This is a genomic window from Streptomyces sp. IBSBF 2435, from assembly GCF_036815005.1.
In the GTDB taxonomy this organism is placed as follows: Bacteria; Actinomycetota; Actinomycetes; order Streptomycetales; family Streptomycetaceae; genus Actinacidiphila.
Genome location: NZ_JAJSYW010000105.1, coordinates 1 through 23,189, shown reverse-complemented (window position 1 = coordinate 23,189; position 23,189 = coordinate 1). Strand labels below are relative to the sequence as shown.

The following is a 23,189-nucleotide window of genomic DNA, read 5'->3' as shown; positions in this document are numbered from 1 at the left end:
ACCCCGATCGGCGCCCCCGCCCGCCGTACCCGCGGGCATGAACGCGCGCCGCTTCCCCCTCGTGCCCTTTTCCCGTCGGACCGCTCGGCGGAATGCGGACTCCACCATGACATCGCTTCCTTGCACCAACCTTGTGGCGACCTTGCGGAGCAGCCAGCATGGGGAAGCTGCGCGCTTCCGCGACCGGTCGAATCACTCCAGGAGAAAACGTGGAATTCCGATTACTGGGCGAAATCGAGGTGTGGTCCGCGGGCCGTCTGCTCGATTTGGGCACACCGCGCCAACAGGCGGTCCTGGCCGCGCTCGTCGTCGACGCGCGAAAGCCCGTCGCGATCCCGACCCTGGTCACCCGGATCTGGGACGACGCACCGCCCAGCGACCCCCGCGCAGTGCTGTACTCCTACCTGAGCCGCATCCGCCGCCTCCTCAGGCAGGCCGCCGGCGCCGACGGGGGAGAGGCGGTGCCGCTCGAACGACGGCACGCCGGCTACGTACTCGGCCTCGACCCCGAACTCGTGGACCTGCACCGGTTCCGGCGCCTGGTCGACCTCGGCGGCCGGCGGCCGGACGAGGCGGCCCGGGCCGCCGCCCTCACCGAGGCCCTGGGGATGTGGCGGGGGACACCCCTGGCCGGCCTGCCCGGCGCGTGGGCGGCGCAGGTCCGCGACAGCCTCGACCGCCGGCGGCTGGACGCGGTCGTGCAGTGGGCGCAGCTCAAACTCCACTCCGGCCACCCCACCGAGGTGGTCACGGCCCTGGCCGACCTCGTCACCGAGTACCCGCTGGTCGAGCCGCTCGAAATGCTGCTCATGCGGGCCCTTTCCACGACGGGGCGTGGCGCGGAGGCCCTGGACCGCTACTCCGCCGTCCGGCGGCGGCTGGTCGACGGCCTCGGCACCGAACCCGGGCCCGAACTGCGCGCCCTGCACCGGGCTCTGCTGCACCACGACATCCGGCCGGATCGCCGCGGACGCAGCACCCCGCTGCACGAGCCGTAACACCTCCCGACCCAACTCCGAGCCCTGGTCAACCGCGCCCGCGGGGACGGGGTTTCAGCACGGTCGGGTGACGTCCGGTCGGTGGTCGCGCGAGGCTGAGGAGCGGGGGCAGCGGGGGCAGCGGGGGTCGCGGGCGTTGCGGCGCTGGCCGGCGGCGACGTCCTGGACCCCTGCTGTCCGGAGAGCCCCGACGGCGAGGCTCCGGCGGGTGGCCGTTGGGGCGGGACGCGTCGCCGGTCAGTACGCGCGCACGCTCTTTGCGGCGGCAGCCGGGTCCGCCCCGCATGGGCCAGGCCTGAACTGGATATCGATCCTGATCCAAAGACAACTTTGCTCGGGCTGTCCCGGCTGTGCGCGGCGGCCGGGTTCCTCGGCTGGTGCGCCATGGTGCTGGCGGACCGGGCGTGGATGCCGTTCGTGATCAGCACCGGGTCCTGGCCTTCGCCGGCGGCGCCGGGCCGCAGCTGTTCGCCGCGGTCCACGACGACCTGCGGGCCACCGCCAGCCCGGTCGGCGACGGGGTCGTCCCGGTCGTGCGCATGGCGATGACCGCCGGGTGGATGGGGGCCGGTGGCGGGCTCGCTGCTGGCCACCGCCGCCGGACCGCGCGCGATGCTCGTGGCCGCCGGGGTGTGCACCCTGGCGCAGATCGCCCCGATGGGTTTCGCGCGCGCCCGCTCGGCCCCGCCCGTGACGCAGGCGGTCACCGGGCAGCGCGTGGGGGTGCGGGGCATGCTGCCCCTGCTCGCCTTCACCGCTCTGTACGTGTTCGTCCACGCGGGAGAGCCGATCACGTACGGCTATCTGACGATCTATATGCACGACGACCTGCATCTGCCGACGGCGGCCAGCGGCGCCGTCATCGGCATCCAGCCCCTGATCGAGCTGGTCCTGATGCCGGTCGCGGTGGTCGTCGCGCGCAGGACCGGGATGATGCGCCTGATGGTCCTCGGCGCCGCGTTCGGCGTCGGCGCGAACCTGTGCTTCGCGCTGACCGGCAGCGCGGCGGGCATGTTCGCCGGGCAGATCCTGATGGCGGGGTGTGGGGGTGTTCGCAGGCCTGGGCATCATCGTCGCCCAGCGCCTCCTGCCCGAGGCCGTCGCGACCGCCTCGGCCGTCTTCATGAGCTCGACCGCGATCGCCAGCGCCCTGGCCGGGCTGACCGGCAGTTTCGGTGTGGGCCTGCTGGGACTGCCGCACGTGTTCCTCGCGCCGGCCCTGTACGGCCTGGTGGCGACCGCCGGCCTCGCCGCCATGAGCCGCTCGTGGCCCGCGGTGGGCTGACGCCGCCGCACGCCGCACGCCGCACGCCGCACGCCGCACGCCGCGGGCTCGCCGACAGTACGCCGTACGGTCGCCGTCCGCGGGTGGACGCCGCCGCACGTTCACCGCCGGGGCACCGTACGGTCGCCGGCCGCTGTCAGGCGGTTGTGACGACCGTGCCGAGCCCTTCGAGCGCCGCTACTTCGTCGGCCGGCGCGGTGGTGTCCGTGACGAGGGTGTGCACGAGCGTGGCGGGGCCGACGTAGGCGTGGGCGGTGCGGCCGAGCTTGCTGCCGTCCGCGACGGCGATGATGCGGCGCGAGGAGCCGATGACCGCCTTCTTCACCGCCGCGTCGTCGAGGTCGTACGCGGTCAGGCCCTCGGCCGCGCTCAGCCCGCAGCAGCCGACGATCGCGGTGTCGAAGCGCAGCGCCGCCAGGGAGGCGAGCGTGAGGGGGCCGGTCAGGGCGCCCTCGGCGGCGCGGGGCCGACCGCCCGGCACCATCAGCGTGGTCGTCCCGGGAACGTCGCCGAGTACGTGGATGGCCTGTAGCGACAGGGGCATCACGGTGAGGTGCCGGCCGCGCAGCAGCCGGGCCACCTCCAGGCAGGTGGTGCCGCTGTCGAGCAGGACGGTCTCGCCGTCGGCGATGAGCCGGGCCACCTCGGACGCGATCCGGCGCTTCTCGTCGGCCGCCTCGTGGGTGCGCAGCGCGAAGGGCGGTTCCTCGCCTCTGAGCAGCAGGGTGCGCGCTCCGCCGCGGACGCGTTCGAGGGCGCCCTGCGCGGCCAGCGTGTCCAGGTCGCGCCGGATGGTCATCTCCGAGGCGCCGGTCAGCTCGGCGAGTTCCGGGACCGTGGCACTGCCCGACTCCCTGACGGCCTGGGCGATCAGCCGGTGCCGGTCTGCGTTGCTCATACCGCGATTGAACACCACCCAGAATGAACATTCAAACCGTGCGAATCCGCGTCTTTCAAGCATTCGATCTGTTCGTTATGGTGGTTCGCATGAACCGTTCCCTCCGCGCCGCTCGCGTGGCGACCTTCGTCTACTTCGTCCTCAACGGCACCCTGATCGGCATGTGGGTGGTGCAGATCCCCGCCATCGAGGAACGCGCGGGAATCAGCGACGCGACGCTGGGAAGCCTGCTGGTGCTGCTGGGCCTCGGCGCCTTCGCCGGCATGCAGGTCGCGGGCCGGCTGGCCGACCGCATCGGCACGCGCGTCGTGGTCCCCGCCGCCGGGGTGCTGTGCGGTGCGGCCCTCGTACTGCCCGGCCTCGCCCGCGATCCCTGGGCACTGGCAGGCGCGCTGCTCGTCTTCGGCTTCGGCAACGGCTGCCTCGACGTGAGCATGAACACCCACGCGGTGCACGTGGAGAAGGCCTACGACCGGCCCGTCATGTCGGCCTTCCACGCCACGTTCTCGGTCGGCGGGGTCATCGCGGCGCTCATCGGAGCGAAGGCCACGAGCGCCGGCGTGAGCCCCGCCACGACGCTGGGCGCCGCCGGAGCCGTGGGCGCCGTGACCGCCCTGCTGTCGTCCCGCGCCCTGCTGGCGACAGCGCCGACCGCGCCGACGCCGCCGCCCGCGCAGACCTCCCCGACCGAACCGGCGCCGATCACCTCGACCTCCCCGACTGCACCGAGCGCCGCAGCGTCCGAGACCCCCGCCACCGGGCAACTCCCGGCGGACCACGGCGTGCAGCCGCGCACCCCTCCCGCCCGCATCTGGATCCTCGCCGCCCTGGCCCTCATGTGCATGCTGTGCGAGGGAATCGCCAACGACTGGAGCACCCTGGAGCTGAAGACCGTGCTCGGGGCGTCCGCGAGCACCGCCGCCTTCGCCTACGGCACCTTCGCGGTGACGATGACCATCGGCCGGCTGCTCGCCGACCGCGTCTCCCGGCGGTTCGGATCGGCGGCCGTCCTTCGCTACGGTGCCGCCTCGGGCGCCGTCGGCATCACCGTCGTGGCCCTCTCGCCGTGGATCTGGCCGGCCCTGGCGGGTTGGGCGCTGTTCGGGCTCGGCCTGTCCGGCTGCGTCCCCCAGCTGTTCAGCGCCGCCGGGCACGCCGACCCCGCCGCCGCGGGCACCAACGTCTCCCGGGTCGCCGGGCTCGGCTACCTCGGGATGCTCGCGGGTCCGGCGGTGATCGGCTGGATGACCCGCGTCATGGCGCTCAACCACACCTTCCTCTTCCCGGCGCTGCTCCTGGTGGTCGCCGCCGCGACCGCCGGGATCCTGCGCTCCGGAACCGGGCGCGAGCCCAGGCCCGAGCCCGGGATCGAGATGGCGCAGCGCCCCTGACCGGACGTGAGGCGCCCCGAGCGGCCCGCCCGTCCCCAAGACGGTCGCCTACGCGCGGTCCCTGCGCAGCCGCGCCCAGGTCGCCGTGCTCTCCAACGTCCCCGCGGATCACGCCGACGCCTTCGGTGCCGCCCAGCCGTGGCTGTACCACCTCGACCACGTCGCCTTCTCCGGGAGGATCAACGCCGCCAAGCCGGAACCGGCCGCCTTCCACCAGTGCGTCACCGCCATGCACGCCACACCCGCGGACTTCCTCTTCGTCGACGACCGCGAGGAGAACGTGCGCGGCACAGGCCGTCGGTATGACCGGACATGTCTTCACCGGTCTTGCCGACCTGGTCGAAATCGTCAGCCTCTGGCTGCCGGCCGGCGCGACGTCATCCTCTCCGACGCGCGGCGTGCACAACGCGGCGTGCGCAAGGGGAGCATCTTGCCGCAACCACGTCCGAGTAGCGGCTTTCTGCCAGAAATTGACAATCGACGTACGGGGGAATGCGTATCCCGGTGCGTCGTTCAAGCCGCTGGTGCACCAAAAACCAGCCAGCAGGTTTCACCGTTCATCGGTCATTTTCGGCCATATGTTGACCGGTTGATTTCAGCCAGACCGAAGGAGGTCGAGTGAATGTTCGGTAAGTATTAGAAAAAAGCGCCCCGCAGTTCACCGGTCTGCGGGGGTGCGTAGCAATATATTGCCCCGCAGGGCTTCTTGATCCTGCCCCCGTGGTTCGGCAACCTTCCCGATATGGTGATCGCATGGGGAGAAGAGGTCAGATGCTGGACGGCGCGATGCCTTGACGACGACTCCACCGTGAGACCGGGTTCAGCGGAGGGAATTCGGACTGCCCGCGGCGCACACCGGCGCCCGGTGCATATCAATGCCGCCGCACGAAACGTATCCGGCTCTTCGCGAAAGGAACGCACATGAGTAATTCCGCCGCCCCGGCACAGGTGCGCAAACTCGTCGGCGCCTTCGTGGACGCACCGGACGACCGTCTCGACACGGAGTTCCAGCAGCTGGTTGGCGCGGTGTGGCGGGACGGCGCCCTGACCGGCCTCGCCCACCCGGCCGTGCGGGAGCTCGCGACCTGTTTCGACGCCGTGGACAACCGCAGGAAGGGATACCTGGCGGTTTTGCTCGGCCTCCTCGCCGAGGCCGAGTACCCGGCCACCGACGGCCCGATCGCCACCGCGGTCGGCGCCGGCCTCGACACCTACATCGGCCTGCTGGGCGGCCTCGACGCCGGCGACCCGCTCGGTCTGGCGCTGGTCTACCTGCTGGCGCACTTCCCCGCGGGCCGGGACCGCATTCTCGCCGCGGCCGGGCCGGCCGGCGCCGGCCTCGATGAGGACGACCATTCGCGGCTCGACCGTGCGCTGGCCGCCCTGGATCCCGACCGCCCGGTCCTCGGCCGGGTGTTCCCCTCGCCGTCCGCCTGGCGGACCTACGGGACGGAGGGCGACTTCGACCAGCGCTGGGTCGAGACCATGTCGCCGGAGCAGATCGTACGCGGCTGGCGGGCCGACACCCGGACCGCCTTCGCCGGGCTCGGCGCCAAGGCCCACTGGGCGGTGCGCAATCGGACATCCCCCGCCACCCCGCCCGCGGTCACCTTCCCGCCGGGCGACCGGATCCCGCGCGCGACCGACCTGGACGCCGGTGCCTTCGCCGCCCACGCGGCGGCGCTGCGCTGCCCGGGCTGCGGAGGCGCGTTCGAGTTCGGCCGGCACCGGGCGCACTGCGGGAAATGCGACGCGGCGTACCCGATCACGTCCGGCATCCTGGACCTCACCAAGTCCACCGCCGGGGATCAGGCCGACGACTTCAAGTTCATGCTCGCCGAGTCGCCCCACATGGCCCTGTTCTACGAGCTGGTCGCCCGCCCGAACTTCCTGCGGCTCAACGGCAGCAACTGGGACGGCGCGGTGACCCCCGACGTCGAGGACACGTACATCGCACAGCACGTCCGACCGGTCGACGGCCCGGTGCTCGACCTCGCCGCCGGAGCGGGCCGCTGGACCGGGAAGCTCGCGGACACCGTGGGCGCCGGCCGGGTCATCGCGCTCGACCTGAACGGCCCGATGCTCTCGATGCTGCGCGCCCGGCTCACCGGGGTCCCCGCCCTCATGTCCGGCGCCACGCCGCTGCCCTTCAACGACGCGAGCCTGGGCGCGGTGCTGTGCTGGAACGCCCTCCAGGCGTTCCCCGACGATGCGCCCGCGGCCATCGCCGAGGTCGGGCGGTGCCTGCGTCCCGGCGGCACGTTCACCCTGATGACCTACCGGAATTCCGACGATCCCGTCTACCGCCACTTCGTCGCCTCGCACACCTTCTCCCAATACTCGGGTGGGCCGCGCCCGTTCGACCTGGACACGCTCAAGGAGTCGCTGGCCGCCGCCGGCCTGCGGATACGCCACGAATGGGGCCCTGGCACCTTCGTCTTTATCACCGCCGAGCGCGTCTAGGGCGGCCGGTCGGGACCCGTCGGCCCGGCCGGACCCGCTGCCGCCGGCGGTCGTGCGCGGCGACGACGTGACCGCCGGCGGGACCGATGGCACGACCGACGGCATGACCGCCGGCGGGATCCTGGTGGGACCGCCGGCGTGACCGGAAACGACCTGGTCGGCGTCGCGCGGGTGCGACGATCACCCGCCGTCTGTCGACAACTTGGCGGCAGCTTGGGGTCCGTTTTCGCTGTCTTGACGGCCCTGTGCGGCGCTGCCTAGCGTCGATTGTCATGACTGCATCACGTCAATCGGGACATCCGCCGCCGGACCGGGTCCGCGTGCTGGTCGTGGGCGCCGGTCCGGCCGGCATGGTGGCCGGCATCACCCTGGCCGGCTACGGAATCGATGTCCTGCTCGTTGAGAAGCGGACGCGGGCCTCGGCCCTGTCGCGCGCCATGCTGGTCAGCACCCGGACCATGGAGCTGATGCGCAGATGGGGCCTGGAGGCGGCGGTACGCGCCGAGGCGAGCGACGTCGAGGCGTACACCTACGTCACGGAGTCGCTGACCGCCGGCGCGGGCAGCGACCTGCCGATGGCCATCCCGACCCGGCCCGAGGCGGCCGTGGTCAGCCCGACCCGGCCCGCCTGGGCGCCGCAGGACTCCATCGAGCCGATCCTGTTCGCCCATCTGCGGACGCTGCCGACCGCGGAAGTACGCCTGGGCTGTGAGCTGACCGGGCTCCGCCAGGACGACGACGGTGTCCAGGCGACCCTGCTGGACTCGCGGACCGGGACCGCCCACGTGATCGAAGCGCGCTACGTGATCGGCGCGGACGGCCCGTACAGCACCGTGCGCGAGCAACTCGGCATCGCCATGGAGGGTCTGGACCACCTGGGCCACTACGAGTCGGTCCAGTTCCGGGCACCGCTGGACGCCGTTGTCGGGGACCGGAAACCCGCCATCTACATGATCACCCGGCCGGACGCCGCCGGCTTCCTCAGCCGCCGGGGCCACGGGGACCGATGGGTCTTCGCACGGGAACGCGCGCCGGACCAGGCGGGGCTGGCCGACCTCGGCGAAGCCGAACTGGCCGGGCTGCTGGCCCGCGCCGCGGGCGTCGACGAGCTCCGGCCGCGGGTGGACCGGCTCAGCACCTTCGCGCTCGCCGCCATGCTCGCCGAGCGGTACCGGGAGGGCCGCGGCTTCCTGATCGGCGACGCGGCCCACCGGATGACGCCCCGGGGCGGCACCGGCATGAACACCGCGGTCCAGGACGCCTTCGACCTCGGCTGGAAGCTCGCCTGGGTGCTGCAGAAATGGGCGCCGGCCGACCTGCTCGACTCCTACCAGACCGAGCGCCGCCCGATCGGCAAGCACAATGTGGACTTCTCCGCCGCACCGCCCACCGTGCCCGCCACGGCCTCGGAGACCCTGCCGTGGGACCTCAACGGGCGGCTGGCGCACCACTGGCTTCCGGCGCCCGGCTGCGCCCCGCCGCCGGCCGACCCGGTCTCCACGATCGACCTGGTCGGCGACGGGCTCACGGTGCTCGCCGGGCGGGAGGGGCGCCGCTGGACCAGCACGAGGGCCATCGCCACAGCACCGATTCCCCTCACCGTCCGCCTCCTCGACCAGGGCACCGCCGCCGCCCTCGGGCTGCGGCCCGGCGGGGCGGTGCTCGTACGCCCCGACTGCCAGGAGATCCGGCGGTGGTCGCACTACGACGAGGCCGACCCGCCGCGGGCCGACCACCTGGCACCGGCCCCGCGCCCGCTCCCTGCCGACTGACCGACCGGCCCGGCGGCACGGCCGAGTGCGCACCCGCCGGCACGGCTTCCGCACTGCCCGGCGCGGAATACGAGGCAAGGCGCCGACCTCACATTCCGGTGCGGTGTCTTGTCGAAGTGGTGAGGGCGGATGCGACCGGGGGGCTCGCCGACACCCATGACCGACCGGTCCAGGACGCGGCGGCCGGATCGCCCCGGTCCGACGCGCGCGAACGACAGGTGCCGCCAGGATCGTCCACGTACACCGTACAAAGCGCCGACACGGAGGCTCATCATGGCAACGCTCCCCTATCCGGCTCTGACTCCCAGCGCCACCGACTTCACGTCGGGGGGTGCGATCTACATCGCTTCGGCGGCGACCGAACTCCCGCCCGCCACGGCCATCGAGGACGCCATCCGCGACGGGCGGTACACGCAGGAGAGCGCCGACATCGCCGGATACAGCGGTGTCACCATCGCGAAGGAATCCAGCACCATCCTCGACCTCGCGTCCGCCGCCGCCTTATCGGCCACCGCTCGCAGTACCGTGCCGAACACCGATATCCGCAGCGTGATATTTGTCAGCATATTTCCCTTCACGCACCCGGCCCTCTACAACCTGCCCGCGGCGATCGCCGAAACCGTCCGCGTCCCGTGCGCCTTCGCCACCCAGATCTCGAACGCCTCGTGCGCCGCGGGCATCGACGGCCTGGTCATGGCCGGCCACCGCCTGCTGCTCACCGACGACCGCGCCGCCCTCGTCGTGGCCGCCGATCTGTGGCGGGAACCCCACATCGACCGCTTCAACTGCAACCCGAACTTCATATTCGCCGACGGCGCCGCCGCCGTCGTGCTCAGCCGCGACGGCGGGTACGCCCGGCTTCTGTCCGCGGCGACCCTCACCGATCCCACGCTGAGCGGTTTGCACGCGGAGGTCCCCTCGGACCGGACGCCCATCGACGTCACCGCCCGCGCCCGGGCGTTCTTCGAAACGGTGATGGACCCCGACGAGGCGCACGCACGCCTCAACGCCGCTTTCACCGCCACGGTCGACGCCGCCCTTTCGCTGGCCGGTGTCAGGCTGGCCGATGTCGCCTACGCGCTCCTGCCGGCGGTCGGGAGGAGCTTCCTGGAGCGGTATCTCGACATCCTGGACCTCCCCATCTCCCGCACCACGTGGGATTACTACGCGACGACGAGCCACATCGGCCCCGGTGACCAGTTCAGCGCGCTCACCCACCTCATCGACCACGACCGGTGCGCCGGCGGCGACGTCATCCTGCTGATCGCCGAGGGAGTGGGATTCCAGTTCAGCGTCGCGGTGCTCCAGGTCCAGTAGGCCCGTCCACCGCCGGCGGGCCGTCACGCCCGCCGGCCGGGGCGCCGCCGCGGCGTCAGTTCTCCGTCCAGGGCCGGAGCTTCTCCGGGTTGAGCACCGCCCAGATGTGCTTGATGCGGTCGCCGGCGATGTCGAAGGCCAGCACCGCCACCGTGACGCCGTCCTGCCGGCTCACCAGGCCGGGCTGGCCGTTGACCGTACGCTCCAGGATCGTCAGCGGCGCCCGCTCGGCGAGCTCGACGCAGGCGCGGGCGATCTGCTCGCCGCCCACGACCGGCCGGTCCACGGTGGCGGCCAGGCCGCCGCCGTCGGCGATCACCGTGGCGTTGGGATCGAGCAGGCCGATGAGGCCGTCGATGTCCTTGGCCTCCCACACCTGCTTGAAATCCCTGACGATGTCGGCCTGCCGGGCCGGCGGGGTCGCGGAGGCCCGCGAGGCGCGGATGCGGCGGCGCGCGGAGGAGGCCAGCTGGCGGCAGGCCGCCGACGTCCGGCCGACGATCTCGGCCACCTCGGCGAAGGAGTAGCGGAAGACGTCGTGCAGGACGAAGGCCACCCGCTCGGCCGGGGTCATCGACTCCAGCACGACGAGGAAGGCCATGCTGACCGACTCGTCGAGGGTGACCCGGTCGGCCGGGTCCATGTGGGTGCCGCCCGACCGTGCCGTGTTCCACTCCGCGCCCTCGGGCAGCGGCTCCGGGATCCACTCGCCGACGTACGTCTCGCGCCTGGCCCGCGCCGAGCCGAGCAGGTTGAGGCAGATACGGCTGGTCACCGTCGTCAGCCAGGCGCCGGGGGACTCGATGGCGTCCTGTTCCTCCCGCGGCATCGCGTACCACCGGGCGTACGTCTCCTGGACGGCGTCCTCGGCGTCGGCCAGCGAGCCGAGCAGGCGGTAGGCGAGGTTGATCAGCTGGCGCCGCTCGCTCATGATCACACTCAGGCTCGGATCGGGACGGCTGTGCCCCTGCTCCGACTCGGTGGTCATCGTGGCACCAGCCCCTCCGTCGGATCCGTCCTCACCACCCTGACAAGGCAACGTACCCGAACGTGACGTCGGCGCCCCGCCTCACATTCCGGCGGGTTGCGTTGTCGTATTGATGAGATGAACACATCAACCGGCGAGCGGAAAGCTCAGGAGAAACCATAACTCGGGCGTGACACCGTCCTGCTGCTCCGGTGCGGTCACCGGATTCCGGCCGATCCGGACCCGGCCGGCACCGGCGCAGGGACTCTCGAACCAATCACCACGGTGGAGGCGATGAGGGTGGCAGTGGAGTACAGCCCCTACGACGAACAGCTCAACGTGGACCCGTATCCGCTGTACGCGCGGCTCCGGGAGACGGCACCCGTCCACCACAACGAGGACCTGGACATCTGGGCGCTGTCGCGCCACGCGGACGTGGACGCCGCGCTGCGCGACCCGGCGGGCTTCTCCAGCGCCAACGGCCCCCTGCTGGACTCCGCGGTCTGGGGACCCGACGCGCACAAGGTGATGTCCTTCAACGCCATGGACCCGCCCGGGCACACCCGGACCCGGGCCCTGGTGTCGGCGGCGTTCAACCCCCGGCGCATGGCCGGGCTGGAGACGCGGATCCGCGACATCGTGCGCGGCCACCTCGAAGCGGCGGTCGAGCGCGGATCGTTCGACTTCGTCACCGATGTGGCGGCCACCGTCCCGATGGACGTGATCTCGGAGCTGATCGGGGTCCCGGCCGGCGACCGGGCGGAGGCGCGCCGGCTGATCAACCTCGCCTTCCACCGCCCGCCGGGCGCCCGCGACCTCACGCCCGAGAACGCCGAGGCGATGGGCGCGCTGGCGGAGTACTACGTGCGCTGGGTCGGCGAACGGCGCCGCACACCGGGCACGGACCTGCTGACCACACTGGCGCAGGCCTCGGCCGACGGCGCGCCCCTGACCGACCAGCAGATCATCGCCCTGCTGGGGCTGCTGGTCACCGCGGGCTACGAGACGAGCCTGCGGCTGCTGGGCAACGCCTGGTACTGGGCGTGGCGATACCCGCAGCAGCGCGCCCTCGCCTTCGACGGGCGGTCCGCGGACTGGGTCGAGGAGACCCTGCGCTACGACACGCCCGTCCAGTACGTGGTCCGCACCCTCACCGAGGACCGGACCCTGCACGGCGTCCGGCTGCCCCGGGGCGCGCGGGTCCTGCTGCTCGTCGCGGCCGCCAACCGGGACTCCGAGGTGTTTCCCGACGCCGAACGCTACGACCTCGACCGCGGCACCCACCGCGCGATCAGCTTCGGGGGCGGCCCGCACTTCTGCCTCGGCGCCCCGCTGGCCCGGATCGAGGGCCGGATCGTGCTGGACGAACTGGCGGCCAGGATCAGCGAGTACGAGATCGACCAGGACCGGACCGTCCGGGTCCACACCACCAACATCCGAGGGTTCGCCTCGCTGCCGACCACCATCAAGCTCCGCTGACCGGTGAGGTGACCGCGTATGAAATTCGGCGTATCGACATTCGTGACCGACCAGGGGATCGCGCCCGACGTGCTCGGGGCGGCGCTGGAGGAACGCGGGTTCGGCTCGCTGTTCGTGACCGAGCACTCCCACATCCCGGCCAGCCGGGACACGCCGTTCCCCGGCGGCGGCGAGCTGCCCCGGAACTACTACCGTACGTTCGACCCGGTCGTGGTGCTCACCGCCGCGGCCGTCGCCACCGAACGGCTGCTGCTCGGCACCGGCATCGCGCTGATCCCGCAGCGCGACCCGATCATCTTCGCCAAGGAGATGGCCTCGCTCGACCAGGTGTCCGGCGGGCGCGCCGTCCTCGGCATCGGCGCCGGCTGGAACCGCGAGGAGATGCGCGACCACGGCACCGACCCGCGCACCCGGATGGCGCTGATGCGCGAGCGCGTGCTGGCGATGAAGCAGCTGTGGACCCAGGAGCAGGCCGAATTCCACGGCGAGTACGTCGACTTCCCGCCGGCGTACTCCTGGCCGAAGCCGCTCCACCCGATCCCGGTGCTGGTCGGCGGCTGGGGGCCGGGGACCTTCGACCGGGTGCTGGAGTACGGCGACGGCTGGTTCCCGTACGCGGCGAGCCCCGAGGTGCTCGCCGCCGGTATCACCGAGCTGCGGGAACGCGCCGGGCGGCGGGTGCCGGTCGTGGTGCACGCGGCGGCGCCCGAGCTGAAGGCCGTCGCTGACCTGGCGGAGGCGGGCGCGGACGAGATCACCTTCAACCTGCCGGCCGCGCCGCGCGACGAGACCCTGCGCCGCCTCGACCTGATGGCCGGGCTGCTGGGCTGACAGCCCGGTGCCCCCGGCCGCGGCGGTGTCGCCGGGGCCGGGGGCACTCGGCTGTCAGGCGGTGTCGCCGGGGGCGGGGGCGTGCTGCATCATCGCGGTCTCCCCGGCCGTCCAGCCGCCGTCCACGGCGATGTCCGCGCCCGTCATGTAGGCGGCGGCGTCGGAGATCAGGAAGGACACCGCCTCGCCGATCTCCTCCGGCACGCCGACCCGGCCCAGCGCGGCCAGCGGGAAGTTGCCCTCCCCCGGCTGCGCGCCATGGGCCGCGGTCATCGGGGTGTACACCAGGCCCGGGTGGACGGAGTTCACCCGTATCCGGTAGCGGCCCAGCTCCACCGCCGCCGTCTTGGTCAGGCCGCGGGCGCCCCATTTGGCCGCCCCGTATCCCGAGGTCATGGGGTGCCCGGTCAGGCCCGTGGCGGAGCCGATGTTGACGATCGAGCCGCCGCCGGCCGCCCTCATCGGGGCGACGACCGCCTTCAGGCCGAGGAAGACCCCGGTCAGGTTGACCTTCAGGACCCGCTCGAACTGCTCCAGCGTCTCGTTCTCGATCAGTGACCAGGAGTCGATCCCGGCGTTGTTGACCAGGCCGTCCACCCGGCCGTAGCGGTCGACCGTCGCGTCCACCACGGACCGCCAGTCGTCCTCGCTGGTCACGTCGTGGCGCAGGAAGGCGCCCCCGAACGCGGCGGCGGCCTTCTCGCCCTCCGCGCTGTCCCGGCCGGTGACCACCACCCTGGCCCCGCCCCGGGCCATGCAGGCGGCCGTCGCCGCGCCCAGGCCGCCGGAGCCGCCCGTCACGATCACTACCTTGTCCCGCAGATCGGACATGGTCGTCCCTCCTGGTGTCGACGGCCCCCGCCTGAGCGTCACCGGTCCGGCCGCCCGCGCCCGCGTGACGGGACGGCACCGCGGCCGGGCAGGTCACGGGGCCGCTGTTCACGCCGCCCCGTGACCTCCGGAACCACCCGCACCGGGCCGCCGCGGGCCGGTGCGGTGTTCAGGTCCGCGGAATCGGTCCGCGGAGGGTCAGAACCCGATCGCTTCGCGGAGCAGCAGGATGGTGGCGCGACCCGGCTGGGGCTCCGCGTTGAGGATGAGGACGCGGTTCAGGGCGCTGGGCACCCCGTAGGCCTGGAGGGCGCGCTCGTCCTCCAGCGGGAGGCAGTGGTTCTCGACGCGGCTCAGCGCGGCGGTCAGGTCGGGCACCACCTTCTGCGCCCCGACGACCCAGATCGCGCGCGGCGCGGCGCCCGAGTAGCCGGCCAGCTGGCTGCCGCTGGCCGAGGCGGCCACGAGGGAGCCGGTCTCGGTGACCGCGGCGACGCTGCCCACGATGACGTCGGGGACGGAGAGCAGCCGCCAGATCTCGGCCAGCTGGGTGGCGCGGTCCATGGTCGTGCTGCGCGCCTTGACGGAGTCGTACCGCCCGCTGGTGTTGAGGTCCTCGTCGATGCCGGACAGCCGGAGGGTCTCGCTGGCCGAGGTGTACACCAGCGCGCCCTCAGGAATCAGCTCCTTGATGCGCTCCCGCGCGGCGGCGGCGTCATCGAGGATCTCGACGTCGAAGTTCTTCTCCTTCAGCGCGGCGGCCACCCGCTCCAGGCGCTCGGCGGAGGCCGGCTCAGTGAACTGTGTTGCCGGAACCGGGGAAGTCATGGTGTCTCCTGGCTGGTTGTGTCTGGCGGGTCGTGACGAGCAGGCGGTGCCGATGATGTGTGCCTCTCACCAGTACGACAAGACAAGCCGCCGGAATGTGAGGCGGGGCGTTCCTGGATCCGGTGATATGCCATGTCCCGGCAACGCAACGGGACCGTCGCGCCGCCCGCGGCCGGGCGGGCGGGGCCGCCCGCCCGGGTCCGCTCCCCGAGCCCCGATCGAGCCCGGACCGAGCGCGGGGGCGCAATGCGGTGGCCGCAGGCAGCGGCGCAACGAGGGGGCGGCGGCGGATCTACTGGACTTCGAGGACCACGACGCTCCACTGGAATCCGAGTCCCTCGGCAATGAGGACGATGACGTCACCGCTGGCGCAGCGGTCCTGGTCCACGAGATGGGCGAGCGCGCTGAACTGGTCGGCGGCGCCGGTGTGGCCGGTAACGGCGGTGTGATCCCACGTGGTGCGGGAAACGGGCACGTTCAGCGGGTCGAGGTAATTGCGGTAGAGGAACGGTTCCCCGATGGCCGGGACGAGGACGTGGGCCACATCGGCCAGGCTGACCTGGGCCAGGGAAAGGGCGGCGTCGATCGTGGAGGACAAACCGGCCCGCAGGCGGCCGAGAACCTCTTCCGTCCCCATACGGCTCTGCAGGAAAGCGCGAGCGCGCGCGGTCAGGTCGACCGGCGTCCGGGTCGAGGGGACCTCGGCGTGCAGACCGCTCAGGGTGGGATCGGTGAGGGTCGCCGCGGACAGGAGACGGGCGTAGCCGGCGTCGCGGCTCAGCACGACGGCGGCGGCCCCATCAGCGAAGATGTAGCCCGGTTCGCAGTTGAAGCGGTCCACGTGGGGCTGCCGCCACAGATCGCCCGCGACGACGAGGGCGGCGCGGTCACCGGTGAGGAGCAGGCGCTGCGCGGCCAGGGTGAGGGCGTTGAGGCCGGCCACGCACCCGCCCGATATCTCTGCGGCGAAAGCGCAGGGGGAGCGGACGCTTTCGGCGAGCGCCGTGGCCAGGTTGTGCAGGGGCGGGCGCGAGAAGGGAAAGACGTTGACGAACAGCACGGTGCCGATGTCGTCCGCGGGCACGGCCGCGCGGGCGGCGGCCTTCACTGCGGCGGCGGACGCGAGGTCGAAGAGGGTGCTCGATTCCGCCGCGACACTGACCGCGCTCATCCCGGTGAGTTTGGCGTCCTCCTCCGATATCAGCCCGTCGCGAACGGCGTCGGCCAGCGGTAAGGCGGGCGGAAGCTCGGCCGCCGCAGACGCGAGGTGGAGCGCGGGCCCCGACGTGAAGTCGAGGGCGCTGGGGGTCAGGGCCGGGTAGGGAGGCGTTGCCGGAGCCGGGCTGGTCATGGTGCCTCCTGGGTCGTGGCGTTTTCCTGGGCATTCCGCTCGCAGGACGACGTCTTCGTCTCATCAGTACGACAAGACAACCCGGTGGAACGTGAGGCGGGGGCACCTACCGCCCTTTCTTCTCGTACTTGATCGTCCTCCCCTCGTTCAGCCGCTGGACCAGGTCGAAGGCGGCGACCGCGAGCGGTGTGAGGTCCGCGGTGCGCAGGCTGTCCTTCATCCGGCGCAGTTCGGCCACCAGGGCGACCTCGTCCCTGCCGCGTGCGCCCACCCGGTCGTCCACCGAGCCCAGCGCGCCGAGTGAGGGGTGGATGTGCGTCCAGTCCTCCTCGGTGACCTCGGCCTTCTCCACCTCGGTCAGGTGCCGGTAATTGCGCAGCAGGTCCTTGCCGGCCGGCATGCCCACCAGCCACTTCCAGCGGGTCAGCGGGATCGCCCGCTCGGCGCGCTCGCCGGCGTCGCCGTGCTCGACGGTGTTGGGGTACAGCAGGGCCTGCCGGTCGGCCGGGTCGAAGCCGGCCGCGGTCAGCACGAACGCGGCGAACCGGTCGGGGTGCGCGCGGTAGTGGAGCCGCAGCGGATGGGGCAGCAGCATGAAGTTGTGGGCGAAGGACGTGCGGGACATCAGACCGCCCGCGATCGACTTCGAGTTCGCCTTCGCCGGGAGCCTGGCGCCGTACGCCACATAGCTGCCGACCAGGGTGGCCAGCCCCACCAGCGCGTCCGTGGACGCGCCGCCGGTGATCTCCCTGCCCAGCTGCCCCGCCTGCGACTCGGCCTCCCGGCGGATGCCGTCGGCCTCGCGCAGGCCGTCCTGGTGCAGGTCCGCCTTGGCCTCCTTCCGCTGTTCGAAGGCGGAGGGCAGGGTGAGCCGGGGACGCTCGGCCGGCACGTCGAGGTACTCCAACAGGCGGGGCAGCTCGTCCAGTTTGAAACCGCCGGTCATCTGCGGGGCGTAGATGATCTCTCCGCCCTGCGGGAAGACCATGATCCCGGCGTTCCCCGTGAAGCCCCCGAGCCCCACCTCCTGGAGCGGGAAGGACTCCTGGCCCTTGCGGGCGTCCATGGCGCCCGAGACCTGGGTGATCTCGCCCATCACGTGCAGGAGCTCGTCCCTCGTGGTGAGCGGATCGGTCACCCATTCCAGGGCCGAGCCGCCCGTCGGGCTGACGTCCGAGGTGAGCCGGTAGCCGGTGCCCCCGCCGACGGTGCCCATCTTCGGGACGTCACGGCCGCGGATCGGGGTCTCCCGGATCTCGCCGTTCCCCAGCAGCGGCAGGGTGGCCTCCTCCTTGTGCCGCGCGTATTCGGCGGGCTTGTCCTGCCGCGCCCGCGCGAGCCGCGCCCTGCCCGCGTCGGTGGCCGCGAACCGCGCGGGGCTGCCCGGCGGCTGGGCGGTGAGCCACTCGTCCCTCAGCTCCTCGGGGGGCCTGGCCAGCTCGGTCCGGTCCAGGAGGTCGGCGAACTGGTGGCGGGCCATGGTCAGCAGGATCTGCCCGCCGAGGGCGTCGTCGCGCCGTGAGACCTCGTTCTGGTAGCGCTGCTCGTCCTCGTCGGTGAGATCGCTGTGGTCGCGCACCCGCCACTGCGACTCGAACTCGAAGCCGACGCGGCGCTGGAGCGCCGCGCGCTGCACGCCGTCGTCGTGCTCCTCGCCGTCGTCGGCGCACCGCTGGACCTTCTGGCCGCGGGCGACCCGGGCGCCGGCGTCGGACGCCTCGCGCTCCCATCTGCTGCCGGGGTCGCTGAGGCCGGCGGGGGCGTCGTGCTGGGTGGTGTGGTGGATCTCGTGGGCCATCGTCTCCACGTCGCGCAGGACGTTCGGGCTCCGCACGACGATGGTGTCCCCGACGGTGTACGCCGTCGCGTTGATGCCGGCCGCGGCCTGCTCGTCGACCGCCACCCTGACGTGGTCGAGCGGGCCGCCGAAGGCAGACTCCATGGTCCGGCGCACACCGCCAGGCAGCCGGCTGCCGCCCCGACCGGCCGATCTCGCGGCCTCCCGTACGGCGTCGGGCCGGACCGCCCCGGCGCCCGCGGAGCGCTGCACGCCGCGTTGTCCGGCGCTCTCCCCGGTCTGCTCGCGCTCGACCATCCGCGCGACGGCCGCGTTGCCGATCGACCCCTGCAGGGCGCCCAGCGCTCCCGCGTGCAGCGGCCCGCCGCGCCCGGCGGCGGCCATGCCGGGGCCGGAACTCCGCGCGGCGCCGCGGGGCTTGGCCTGCTCGCGGTCGGTACCGGAATTCCGGTGGGGCTCGGTGGTGTGCCGCATGAAGGATCCGTTCGAGCGAGAACGCGTGCGCCGCCTCGGGAGCGACCCTGCCGCAGGAGACAGCGCGGCGGAAGAGCGGAGAGGGCAGACAACGGCCGGGCCGGGCTGCCCGATCGGGCAGCCCGGCGACGGGGCCGCGCTCAGGACCGCTGGAAGAACTCCACCTCGGCGACGGCGACATGGCGTCCCGCCGTCAGACCCGTGACCGACCGCAGCACCAGCCGTACGTTCACCACGTCGCTGTATCCCGTCGCGATGGTCTGCCCGCCCGCCTTGTCGCTGAGAGTGAGCGTCTTGCGGTGCACCGTGCCGTCCTTGGACGTCACCTCCAGGTCCATCCGCAGCGCGCGGGCCTCCTGGGCGTACTGCTGCGGGGACGCGGACGCGCCGTTGGTGATGATGAGGTCGACCAGCCGGAACGGCGTGCTGAAGGTGTAAGCCACCCAGACGCCCGGCCCCGGCGCCCCCCAGTAGCGGTTGGTGAGGCCGTCCGTGGTGTCCGACGCCGGATGCGACGCCACCTGGGCACTCGCGGTCACGCGCGCCGGGGTGACCGGCTTGGTGCCGGCGAGCTTGTCCCGGGTGTCCTCGAACAGCCCGCGCCCGGCGGGCAGCAGCAGGAGGCCGGCCGCGCACAGCGCGACGATCACGGCCAGGGCCACCAGCAGCCGCACCGCCCGCCCCGAACCCGCCCGCACCCGGCGCCGGAAGGGCCAGACGGTCCGCCACCACGGCAGCGCCGCCTCGGCCGCCGCCGGGTCCAGCGGGCTCGCGCAGCGCCGGCAGAAGCGGCGGCCCGGCAGGTTGGGCGTGCCGCACGCGGGGCACGGCGGCCCGACCACCTCCTGCTGCGCCGCCACCGGGCGTACGACCGGGCGTGCCGCGACCGGCTTCGCGGGCCGCACCGGCAGCACCGGGTCCTGGCGCGGCCCGCCCGCGAGGCCGTCGTCCGCCGCCTGCGGTCCGGGCCCGGGTCCCGGTCCCGAGCCGGGCTCCTCCACCGCGCCGGCGGCGGAGGCCGGGTCCGCGCCCCGCGCGGCCTCCGCCGCCGCCGCGGGGGCGGCGGCCGGCGCGGACGTGCCGTCCGGCTCGTGGGACCAGCCCAGATACGACCCGCAGTTGCCGCAGAAGTCGTCGGCGGGACTGTTGGGCGCGCCGCACGAGGGGCAGTTGCGCACGGGGTCACCTTCCTTCGTCGGCGGGCGGGCCCGGCAGGACCTCCACCCGGCAGGAGACATGCACCGGGCACAGCGCCCGTACGACCTCGCGGACCCGGCCCTCGTCCACCTCCGGACCGCGGTCGGGCCACACCCGCACCACCACCTCGCCGGACGGCTCGGGCGGCAGCTCGGCGCCCGCCGTCCGGGACCACGCCACCGCGCCGTCGCCGGTGACGTCGGCGTTCACCGCGAGTGTGAGCCGCAGCCCCTCGACCAGGCCGCGCCGGGTGCCGCGCCAGCGGTGCAGCTGCACCGCGCGTACCACCGCCTCGCGGCGCAGCTCGGCGGGCCACCGCGGATCGTCCGCGGCGCCGACCCACGAGGCCAGCCAGGCCACGAAGTCGAGCGGCGCCACCCGCGGGTCGAAATAGGCGGGCAGGTTGTCCAGGGTGGAGAACACCGGGGCGAGCACCGTGTCCAGCCCCGCGGTGAACCGCTGCGCGAAGTCGTCGTCGGCGTACAGCGCGGGCAGCAGCCCGCCGATCGGGTGCCGGCTCGGCAGGCCGGCCACCGCGGCGCGGCTCACGCGCCCGCCCCCGGCTCGATGGCCTGGACGACGACCTGGTGCTGGTGGGAGAACACCAGCGCGTCCGGAGCCACGTCGATACGGTTCACCGCCGCGCCGCGCCGCCCGTTGACCGGATCGGCAGGGAAGAGCCGGATGTCCTCCACCAGCGCGGCGCCCGCCGCCTGCTGCAGTACGCCGAACACCTCGCCGTACTGCACCGGCCGCCCGAACGGCCATCCGCCGCCGTCCGGGCCGCCGTGCAGCGGGTTGAGGTGCCGGAACAGCGCGGCCAGCGCCGCGTCCCGCACCCGGTCGGTGTCGCCGGGCGCCGCCGCGAGCCGGGCGACCACGGTCACGCCCTGGTAGGCCGGCGGCTCCACCACCAGCCGGGTGCCGATCAGCCGCCGCTCGTCCAGGCTCGCCGCGATCGCCCGCAGCACCTGCTCCGAGGGGATCAGCTGCTCGAAGCGGAGCCGGTCGCCCTCGTCGGCCACCGCGTCCGGCACCACGAGCACCCGCACGGCGCCCGCGCCCTGCGCGGCGGGCAGGCAGCGCACCCGGCGCACCGACGGAGCCGCCTGCCGGCTGATGATCTCGTAGTCCTCGGCGGTGACCGCCCGTTCCTGCATCCGCAGGACGTCGGGCGCCCGCAGCTTGGCATTGTCCAGTGTCTCCCCGTCCACCCCGCCGCGCGCCGCCTCCCGGTTGGCGACCCGCGCGATGTACGGCACGGAGCTGCGCAGCACCGAGATCGCGCCTCGGGCCACGTTGCCGGCCGGGCCGCCGCCGGTGCGGTAGTGGAGCACCCGGATCCTGGCGCCCTTCCCGGGCACCGCGCCGCACAGCCGAAGGCTCCCGTCCGGCTCGCGCAGCGCCGGCGGGAAGGAGAACTCGCCCGTGGTGGCGTCCACCCGGACGTGCCGGTCGGCGGGGCCCGAGCGGCCGAAATGCTCCACCACCTCCCAGCGCTGCCACCCCTCGGCGGAGGAGACCTCCACCACCGGCGGCCCGCCGTCGAGGAGGACCGGCAGGCGGCTGAGCCGGAACGTCTGGCCCGCGACGCCCTCCGACGTGCCGATCGGCACATCGGTGACGGTCTCGGCGTGCTCCACGGACGTGGTGCCGCCGATGGTGAAGACGGTGGCCTCGCGGATCGTGGGGGACTCCGAGTAGAACGGCTGGCCCGGCTCGGCCTCGGTGACCCGGCAGCGCAGCCAGCCCGCCCGGGTCCCGCCGACGACGGACGCCGTGTGCCCCGCGGTGACGTACACGATCACCTCGCCTGGCCGGTTCAGGCCGCCGGTGGTGTCCGTGCCGGTCTCGCACCCGCGCCAGCCGCCGCCGTCCCATGCCTCCCACACCAGGGGCGGCTGGCGCGGGTCCACGCCGACGCCCTCCACCCGGCTGTCCAGGCGCACCGCGACCACGCAGCGCGGCACCGCGGTGGGCAGCCCGAACAGCAGCGCGTCACCGGGCTCGGGAGCGGCCTGGAAGCACGGCACGCTGCGGCCCTCGGACAGCGCACCGGTCATGTCGGTCTGCACACCGCTGCGGGGCGCGGTCACCAGCCGGATCAACCCGCTCGGCAGGATGCGCAGTTCCTCCGTGGTCGCGAACACCACGGGCTCGTCCGTCTCGCCCTCCGCGGTGGTCACCTCGGTGCCGGCCGGCAGCGTCACCGTGTCCGGCTGCGGCGCCGACAGCCAGAAGTCCACCTCGGCCGAACCCGCCGTCGGCGGGAACAGCCGGATGCCCAGCAGGTCGAGGAAGGCGATGTAGTTCTTGTCCGGCAGCCGGTTCAGCCGGTACAGCAACTGGTCCACCAGGTAGGCGAACGTCTCGATCAGGGTGACCCCCGGGTCGGAGACGTTGTGGTCGGTCCACTCCGGGGCGCGCTGCTGCACATAGCGCTTCGCCTCGTCGACGAGCTGCTGGAAGCGCCGGTCGTCCAGGTTGGGGGTGGGCAGTGCCATCAGTCCGCCACCGCTTCCTCGGTCCCCGCCTCGGAGGGGATCGTGTAGAAGGGAAAGACCAGGTTGCGCCGGTCGTTGGTGGAGCGCACCGTGTAGCGCACATCGATGTAGAGCGTGCCGTCGTCCACCGCGTCGAAGGCCACCACCACCTCGTCCACGCCGATCCGCGGCTCCCACCGGTCGAGCGCCTCGCGCACCTGCTGGGCGATCCGCCCCGCCGTGGCCCCGTCGCCGGGCGCGAAGACGTACTCGTGGATGCCGCAGCCGAATTCCGGGCGCATCGGGCGCTCGCCGGGCGCGGTGCCGAGCACCAGCCGGATCGCCTCCTCGATCTCCTGCTCCCGCTCGACCATGCCGATCCCGCCGGTCGGCCCGACCCGCAGCGGGAACGCCCAGCCGCGCCCGATGAACTGCTCGCTCACAGCGGGCCCCCGATCAGCACGTTCACGGCGCCCAGGGCCACGGTCCCGGTGCATGCCGTGAGGTCCCGGCTCCGCGCGGCCGGCAGCCCGCCGATCAGTACGAGGCCGGTCGCCAGCGCCGCGGGATTCGGCAGGACCACGTTGGCCGGGCCGAGTTCGACATGTGCGGGGCACACGTGCAGGCTGCCCTCGACCGCGGCGGGCCGCCCGCCGATCAGCACCCGTACGACCGCGGCGGCGGCCGAGGGCGGCGGGGCGGTGATCACCCCTCCGTGACTGGTGGGGTCGCCGATACGGGCGGCAGCGGGCATAACGGGCTCCTGGAAGTAGGTCACGGCCCTCACGGGCCTTGCGTCGAAGAGCGGTTGGCGGCGGGCGGAGGC

General features: G+C 73.1%; 21 protein-coding genes. 9 read left to right on the top strand and 12 right to left on the bottom strand.

Features of this window, described 5'->3' with window-relative positions:
- The first annotated feature begins 209 nt into the window (after nucleotides 1-209).
- Nucleotides 210-998, top strand: a complete 789-nt coding sequence (locus tag V7E46_RS20635; RefSeq protein WP_333769781.1) for an AfsR/SARP family transcriptional regulator — start codon at nucleotides 210-212, stop codon at nucleotides 996-998.
- A gap of 812 nt (nucleotides 999-1,810) precedes the next feature.
- Here V7E46_RS20635 and V7E46_RS20630 read toward each other — a convergent pair.
- Nucleotides 1,811-2,011 carry a hypothetical protein gene (locus V7E46_RS20630; protein ID WP_333769780.1) on the bottom strand — a complete coding sequence of 67 codons (201 nt, stop codon included), beginning with the start codon at nucleotides 2,009-2,011 and terminating at the stop codon, nucleotides 1,811-1,813.
- A 35-nt stretch (nucleotides 2,012-2,046) separates the two neighbouring features.
- Between V7E46_RS20630 and V7E46_RS20625 the strand changes: the two genes are divergently transcribed.
- Entirely contained in the window at nucleotides 2,047-2,283 is a 237-nt protein-coding gene (locus V7E46_RS20625; protein WP_333769779.1) for a hypothetical protein, read from the top strand.
- A 136-nt stretch (nucleotides 2,284-2,419) separates the two neighbouring features.
- On the opposite strand, the gene V7E46_RS20620 is transcribed toward V7E46_RS20625, so the two are convergent.
- Complete coding sequence (locus tag V7E46_RS20620; protein WP_333769778.1) at nucleotides 2,420-3,181, bottom strand: DeoR/GlpR family DNA-binding transcription regulator; 762 nt, start codon at nucleotides 3,179-3,181, stop codon at nucleotides 2,420-2,422.
- Nucleotides 3,182-3,270: 89 nt separating this feature from the next.
- On the opposite strand from V7E46_RS20620, the gene V7E46_RS20615 reads away from it, so the two are divergent.
- The 5 genes from V7E46_RS20615 (at nucleotide 3,271) to V7E46_RS20595 (ending at nucleotide 10,124) form a co-directional block, all read left to right on the top strand.
- Nucleotides 3,271-4,572, top strand: a complete 1,302-nt coding sequence (locus tag V7E46_RS20615; RefSeq protein WP_333769777.1) for an MFS transporter — start codon at nucleotides 3,271-3,273, stop codon at nucleotides 4,570-4,572.
- Between the two features lie 85 nt (nucleotides 4,573-4,657).
- Nucleotides 4,658-5,194, top strand: a complete 537-nt coding sequence (locus tag V7E46_RS20610; protein WP_333769776.1) for a hypothetical protein — start codon at nucleotides 4,658-4,660, stop codon at nucleotides 5,192-5,194.
- A gap of 299 nt (nucleotides 5,195-5,493) precedes the next feature.
- On the top strand, nucleotides 5,494-7,035 hold the full coding sequence (locus V7E46_RS20605; protein WP_333769775.1) for a class I SAM-dependent methyltransferase: 1,542 nt from the start codon (nucleotides 5,494-5,496) through the stop codon (nucleotides 7,033-7,035).
- A 272-nt stretch (nucleotides 7,036-7,307) separates the two neighbouring features.
- Nucleotides 7,308-8,807, top strand: coding sequence for an FAD-dependent monooxygenase (locus V7E46_RS20600; RefSeq protein ID WP_333769774.1), 1,500 nt, complete (start codon nucleotides 7,308-7,310; stop codon nucleotides 8,805-8,807).
- 273 nt (nucleotides 8,808-9,080) lie between these two features.
- A complete protein-coding gene (locus V7E46_RS20595) occupies nucleotides 9,081-10,124 on the top strand; it encodes a 3-oxoacyl-[acyl-carrier-protein] synthase III C-terminal domain-containing protein (protein WP_333769773.1) in 1,044 nt (347 codons plus the stop codon).
- Nucleotides 10,125-10,179: 55 nt separating this feature from the next.
- On the opposite strand, the gene sigJ is transcribed toward V7E46_RS20595, so the two are convergent.
- Nucleotides 10,180-11,112, bottom strand: coding sequence for an RNA polymerase sigma factor SigJ (gene sigJ, locus V7E46_RS20590; RefSeq protein WP_333769772.1), 933 nt, complete (start codon nucleotides 11,110-11,112; stop codon nucleotides 10,180-10,182).
- 273 nt (nucleotides 11,113-11,385) lie between these two features.
- Here sigJ and V7E46_RS20585 point away from each other — a divergent pair, with 273 nt between their 5' ends.
- Together V7E46_RS20585 and V7E46_RS20580 are read left to right on the top strand one after the other, a co-directional pair.
- Nucleotides 11,386-12,570, top strand: coding sequence for a cytochrome P450 (locus tag V7E46_RS20585; RefSeq protein ID WP_333769771.1), 1,185 nt, complete (start codon nucleotides 11,386-11,388; stop codon nucleotides 12,568-12,570).
- An 18-nt stretch (nucleotides 12,571-12,588) separates the two neighbouring features.
- Nucleotides 12,589-13,401, top strand: a complete 813-nt coding sequence (locus tag V7E46_RS20580) for an LLM class F420-dependent oxidoreductase (protein WP_333769770.1) — start codon at nucleotides 12,589-12,591, stop codon at nucleotides 13,399-13,401.
- A 54-nt stretch (nucleotides 13,402-13,455) separates the two neighbouring features.
- On the opposite strand, the gene V7E46_RS20575 is transcribed toward V7E46_RS20580, so the two are convergent.
- The 9 genes from V7E46_RS20575 to V7E46_RS20535 all read right to left on the bottom strand — a co-directional run bounded on the left by V7E46_RS20575 (nucleotide 13,456) and on the right by V7E46_RS20535 (nucleotide 23,117).
- Nucleotides 13,456-14,232, bottom strand: a complete 777-nt coding sequence (locus V7E46_RS20575; RefSeq protein WP_333769769.1) for a glucose 1-dehydrogenase — start codon at nucleotides 14,230-14,232, stop codon at nucleotides 13,456-13,458.
- Nucleotides 14,233-14,430: 198 nt separating this feature from the next.
- Complete coding sequence (locus V7E46_RS20570) at nucleotides 14,431-15,060, bottom strand: LUD domain-containing protein (protein ID WP_329177957.1); 630 nt, start codon at nucleotides 15,058-15,060, stop codon at nucleotides 14,431-14,433.
- 292 nt (nucleotides 15,061-15,352) lie between these two features.
- Nucleotides 15,353-16,411, bottom strand: coding sequence for a ketoacyl-ACP synthase III family protein (locus V7E46_RS20565; RefSeq protein WP_333769768.1), 1,059 nt, complete (start codon nucleotides 16,409-16,411; stop codon nucleotides 15,353-15,355).
- 106 nt (nucleotides 16,412-16,517) lie between these two features.
- The gene (locus V7E46_RS20560; protein ID WP_333769767.1) at nucleotides 16,518-18,683 is read right to left on the bottom strand and encodes an eCIS core domain-containing protein; all 2,166 of its coding nucleotides are present in this window, start codon (nucleotides 18,681-18,683) and stop codon (nucleotides 16,518-16,520) included.
- A gap of 140 nt (nucleotides 18,684-18,823) precedes the next feature.
- The gene (locus tag V7E46_RS20555) at nucleotides 18,824-19,861 is read right to left on the bottom strand and encodes a zinc ribbon domain-containing protein (RefSeq protein WP_333769766.1); all 1,038 of its coding nucleotides are present in this window, start codon (nucleotides 19,859-19,861) and stop codon (nucleotides 18,824-18,826) included.
- A gap of 4 nt (nucleotides 19,862-19,865) precedes the next feature.
- A complete protein-coding gene (locus V7E46_RS20550; RefSeq protein ID WP_333769765.1) occupies nucleotides 19,866-20,429 on the bottom strand; it encodes a phage tail protein in 564 nt (187 codons plus the stop codon).
- Nucleotides 20,426-22,384, bottom strand: a complete 1,959-nt coding sequence (locus tag V7E46_RS20545; RefSeq protein WP_333769764.1) for a putative baseplate assembly protein — start codon at nucleotides 22,382-22,384, stop codon at nucleotides 20,426-20,428. Before V7E46_RS20545 ends, V7E46_RS20550 begins: the two co-directional genes overlap by 4 nt.
- Nucleotides 22,384-22,806: a GPW/gp25 family protein gene (locus V7E46_RS20540; protein ID WP_329177965.1), complete on the bottom strand. Its 423-nt coding sequence runs from the start codon at nucleotides 22,804-22,806 to the stop codon at nucleotides 22,384-22,386. Before V7E46_RS20540 ends, V7E46_RS20545 begins: the two co-directional genes overlap by 1 nt.
- Nucleotides 22,803-23,117 (bottom strand): PAAR domain-containing protein, encoded by a 315-nt coding sequence (locus V7E46_RS20535; protein ID WP_333769782.1) that lies wholly within the window; start codon nucleotides 23,115-23,117, stop codon nucleotides 22,803-22,805. Before V7E46_RS20535 ends, V7E46_RS20540 begins: the two co-directional genes overlap by 4 nt.
- Nucleotides 23,118-23,189: the final 72 nt, after the last annotated feature.

What these genes read in the sequence shown, in the direction of transcription:
- V7E46_RS20595 (WP_333769773.1), top strand. Translation starts at nt 9,081, where the DNA reads ATGGCAACGCTCCCCTATCCGGCTCTGACTCCCAGCGCCACCGACTTC.
- V7E46_RS20570 (WP_329177957.1), bottom strand. Translation starts at nt 15,060, where the DNA reads ATGACTTCCCCGGTTCCGGCAACACAGTTCACTGAGCCGGCCTCCGCC.
- V7E46_RS20545 (WP_333769764.1), bottom strand. Translation starts at nt 22,384, where the DNA reads ATGGCACTGCCCACCCCCAACCTGGACGACCGGCGCTTCCAGCAGCTC.
- V7E46_RS20615 (WP_333769777.1), top strand. Translation starts at nt 3,271, where the DNA reads ATGAACCGTTCCCTCCGCGCCGCTCGCGTGGCGACCTTCGTCTACTTC.
- V7E46_RS20585 (WP_333769771.1), top strand. Translation starts at nt 11,386, where the DNA reads ATGAGGGTGGCAGTGGAGTACAGCCCCTACGACGAACAGCTCAACGTG.
- sigJ (WP_333769772.1), bottom strand. Translation starts at nt 11,112, where the DNA reads ATGACCACCGAGTCGGAGCAGGGGCACAGCCGTCCCGATCCGAGCCTG.
- V7E46_RS20535 (WP_333769782.1), bottom strand. Translation starts at nt 23,117, where the DNA reads ATGCCCGCTGCCGCCCGTATCGGCGACCCCACCAGTCACGGAGGGGTG.
- V7E46_RS20600 (WP_333769774.1), top strand. Translation starts at nt 7,308, where the DNA reads ATGACTGCATCACGTCAATCGGGACATCCGCCGCCGGACCGGGTCCGC.
- V7E46_RS20620 (WP_333769778.1), bottom strand. Translation starts at nt 3,181, where the DNA reads ATGAGCAACGCAGACCGGCACCGGCTGATCGCCCAGGCCGTCAGGGAG.
- V7E46_RS20575 (WP_333769769.1), bottom strand. Translation starts at nt 14,232, where the DNA reads ATGTCCGATCTGCGGGACAAGGTAGTGATCGTGACGGGCGGCTCCGGC.
- V7E46_RS20605 (WP_333769775.1), top strand. Translation starts at nt 5,494, where the DNA reads ATGAGTAATTCCGCCGCCCCGGCACAGGTGCGCAAACTCGTCGGCGCC.
- V7E46_RS20630 (WP_333769780.1), bottom strand. Translation starts at nt 2,011, where the DNA reads ATGCCCGCCGCGCTGCCGGTCAGCGCGAAGCACAGGTTCGCGCCGACG.
- V7E46_RS20580 (WP_333769770.1), top strand. Translation starts at nt 12,589, where the DNA reads ATGAAATTCGGCGTATCGACATTCGTGACCGACCAGGGGATCGCGCCC.
- V7E46_RS20560 (WP_333769767.1), bottom strand. Translation starts at nt 18,683, where the DNA reads ATGCGGCACACCACCGAGCCCCACCGGAATTCCGGTACCGACCGCGAG.
- V7E46_RS20565 (WP_333769768.1), bottom strand. Translation starts at nt 16,411, where the DNA reads ATGACCAGCCCGGCTCCGGCAACGCCTCCCTACCCGGCCCTGACCCCC.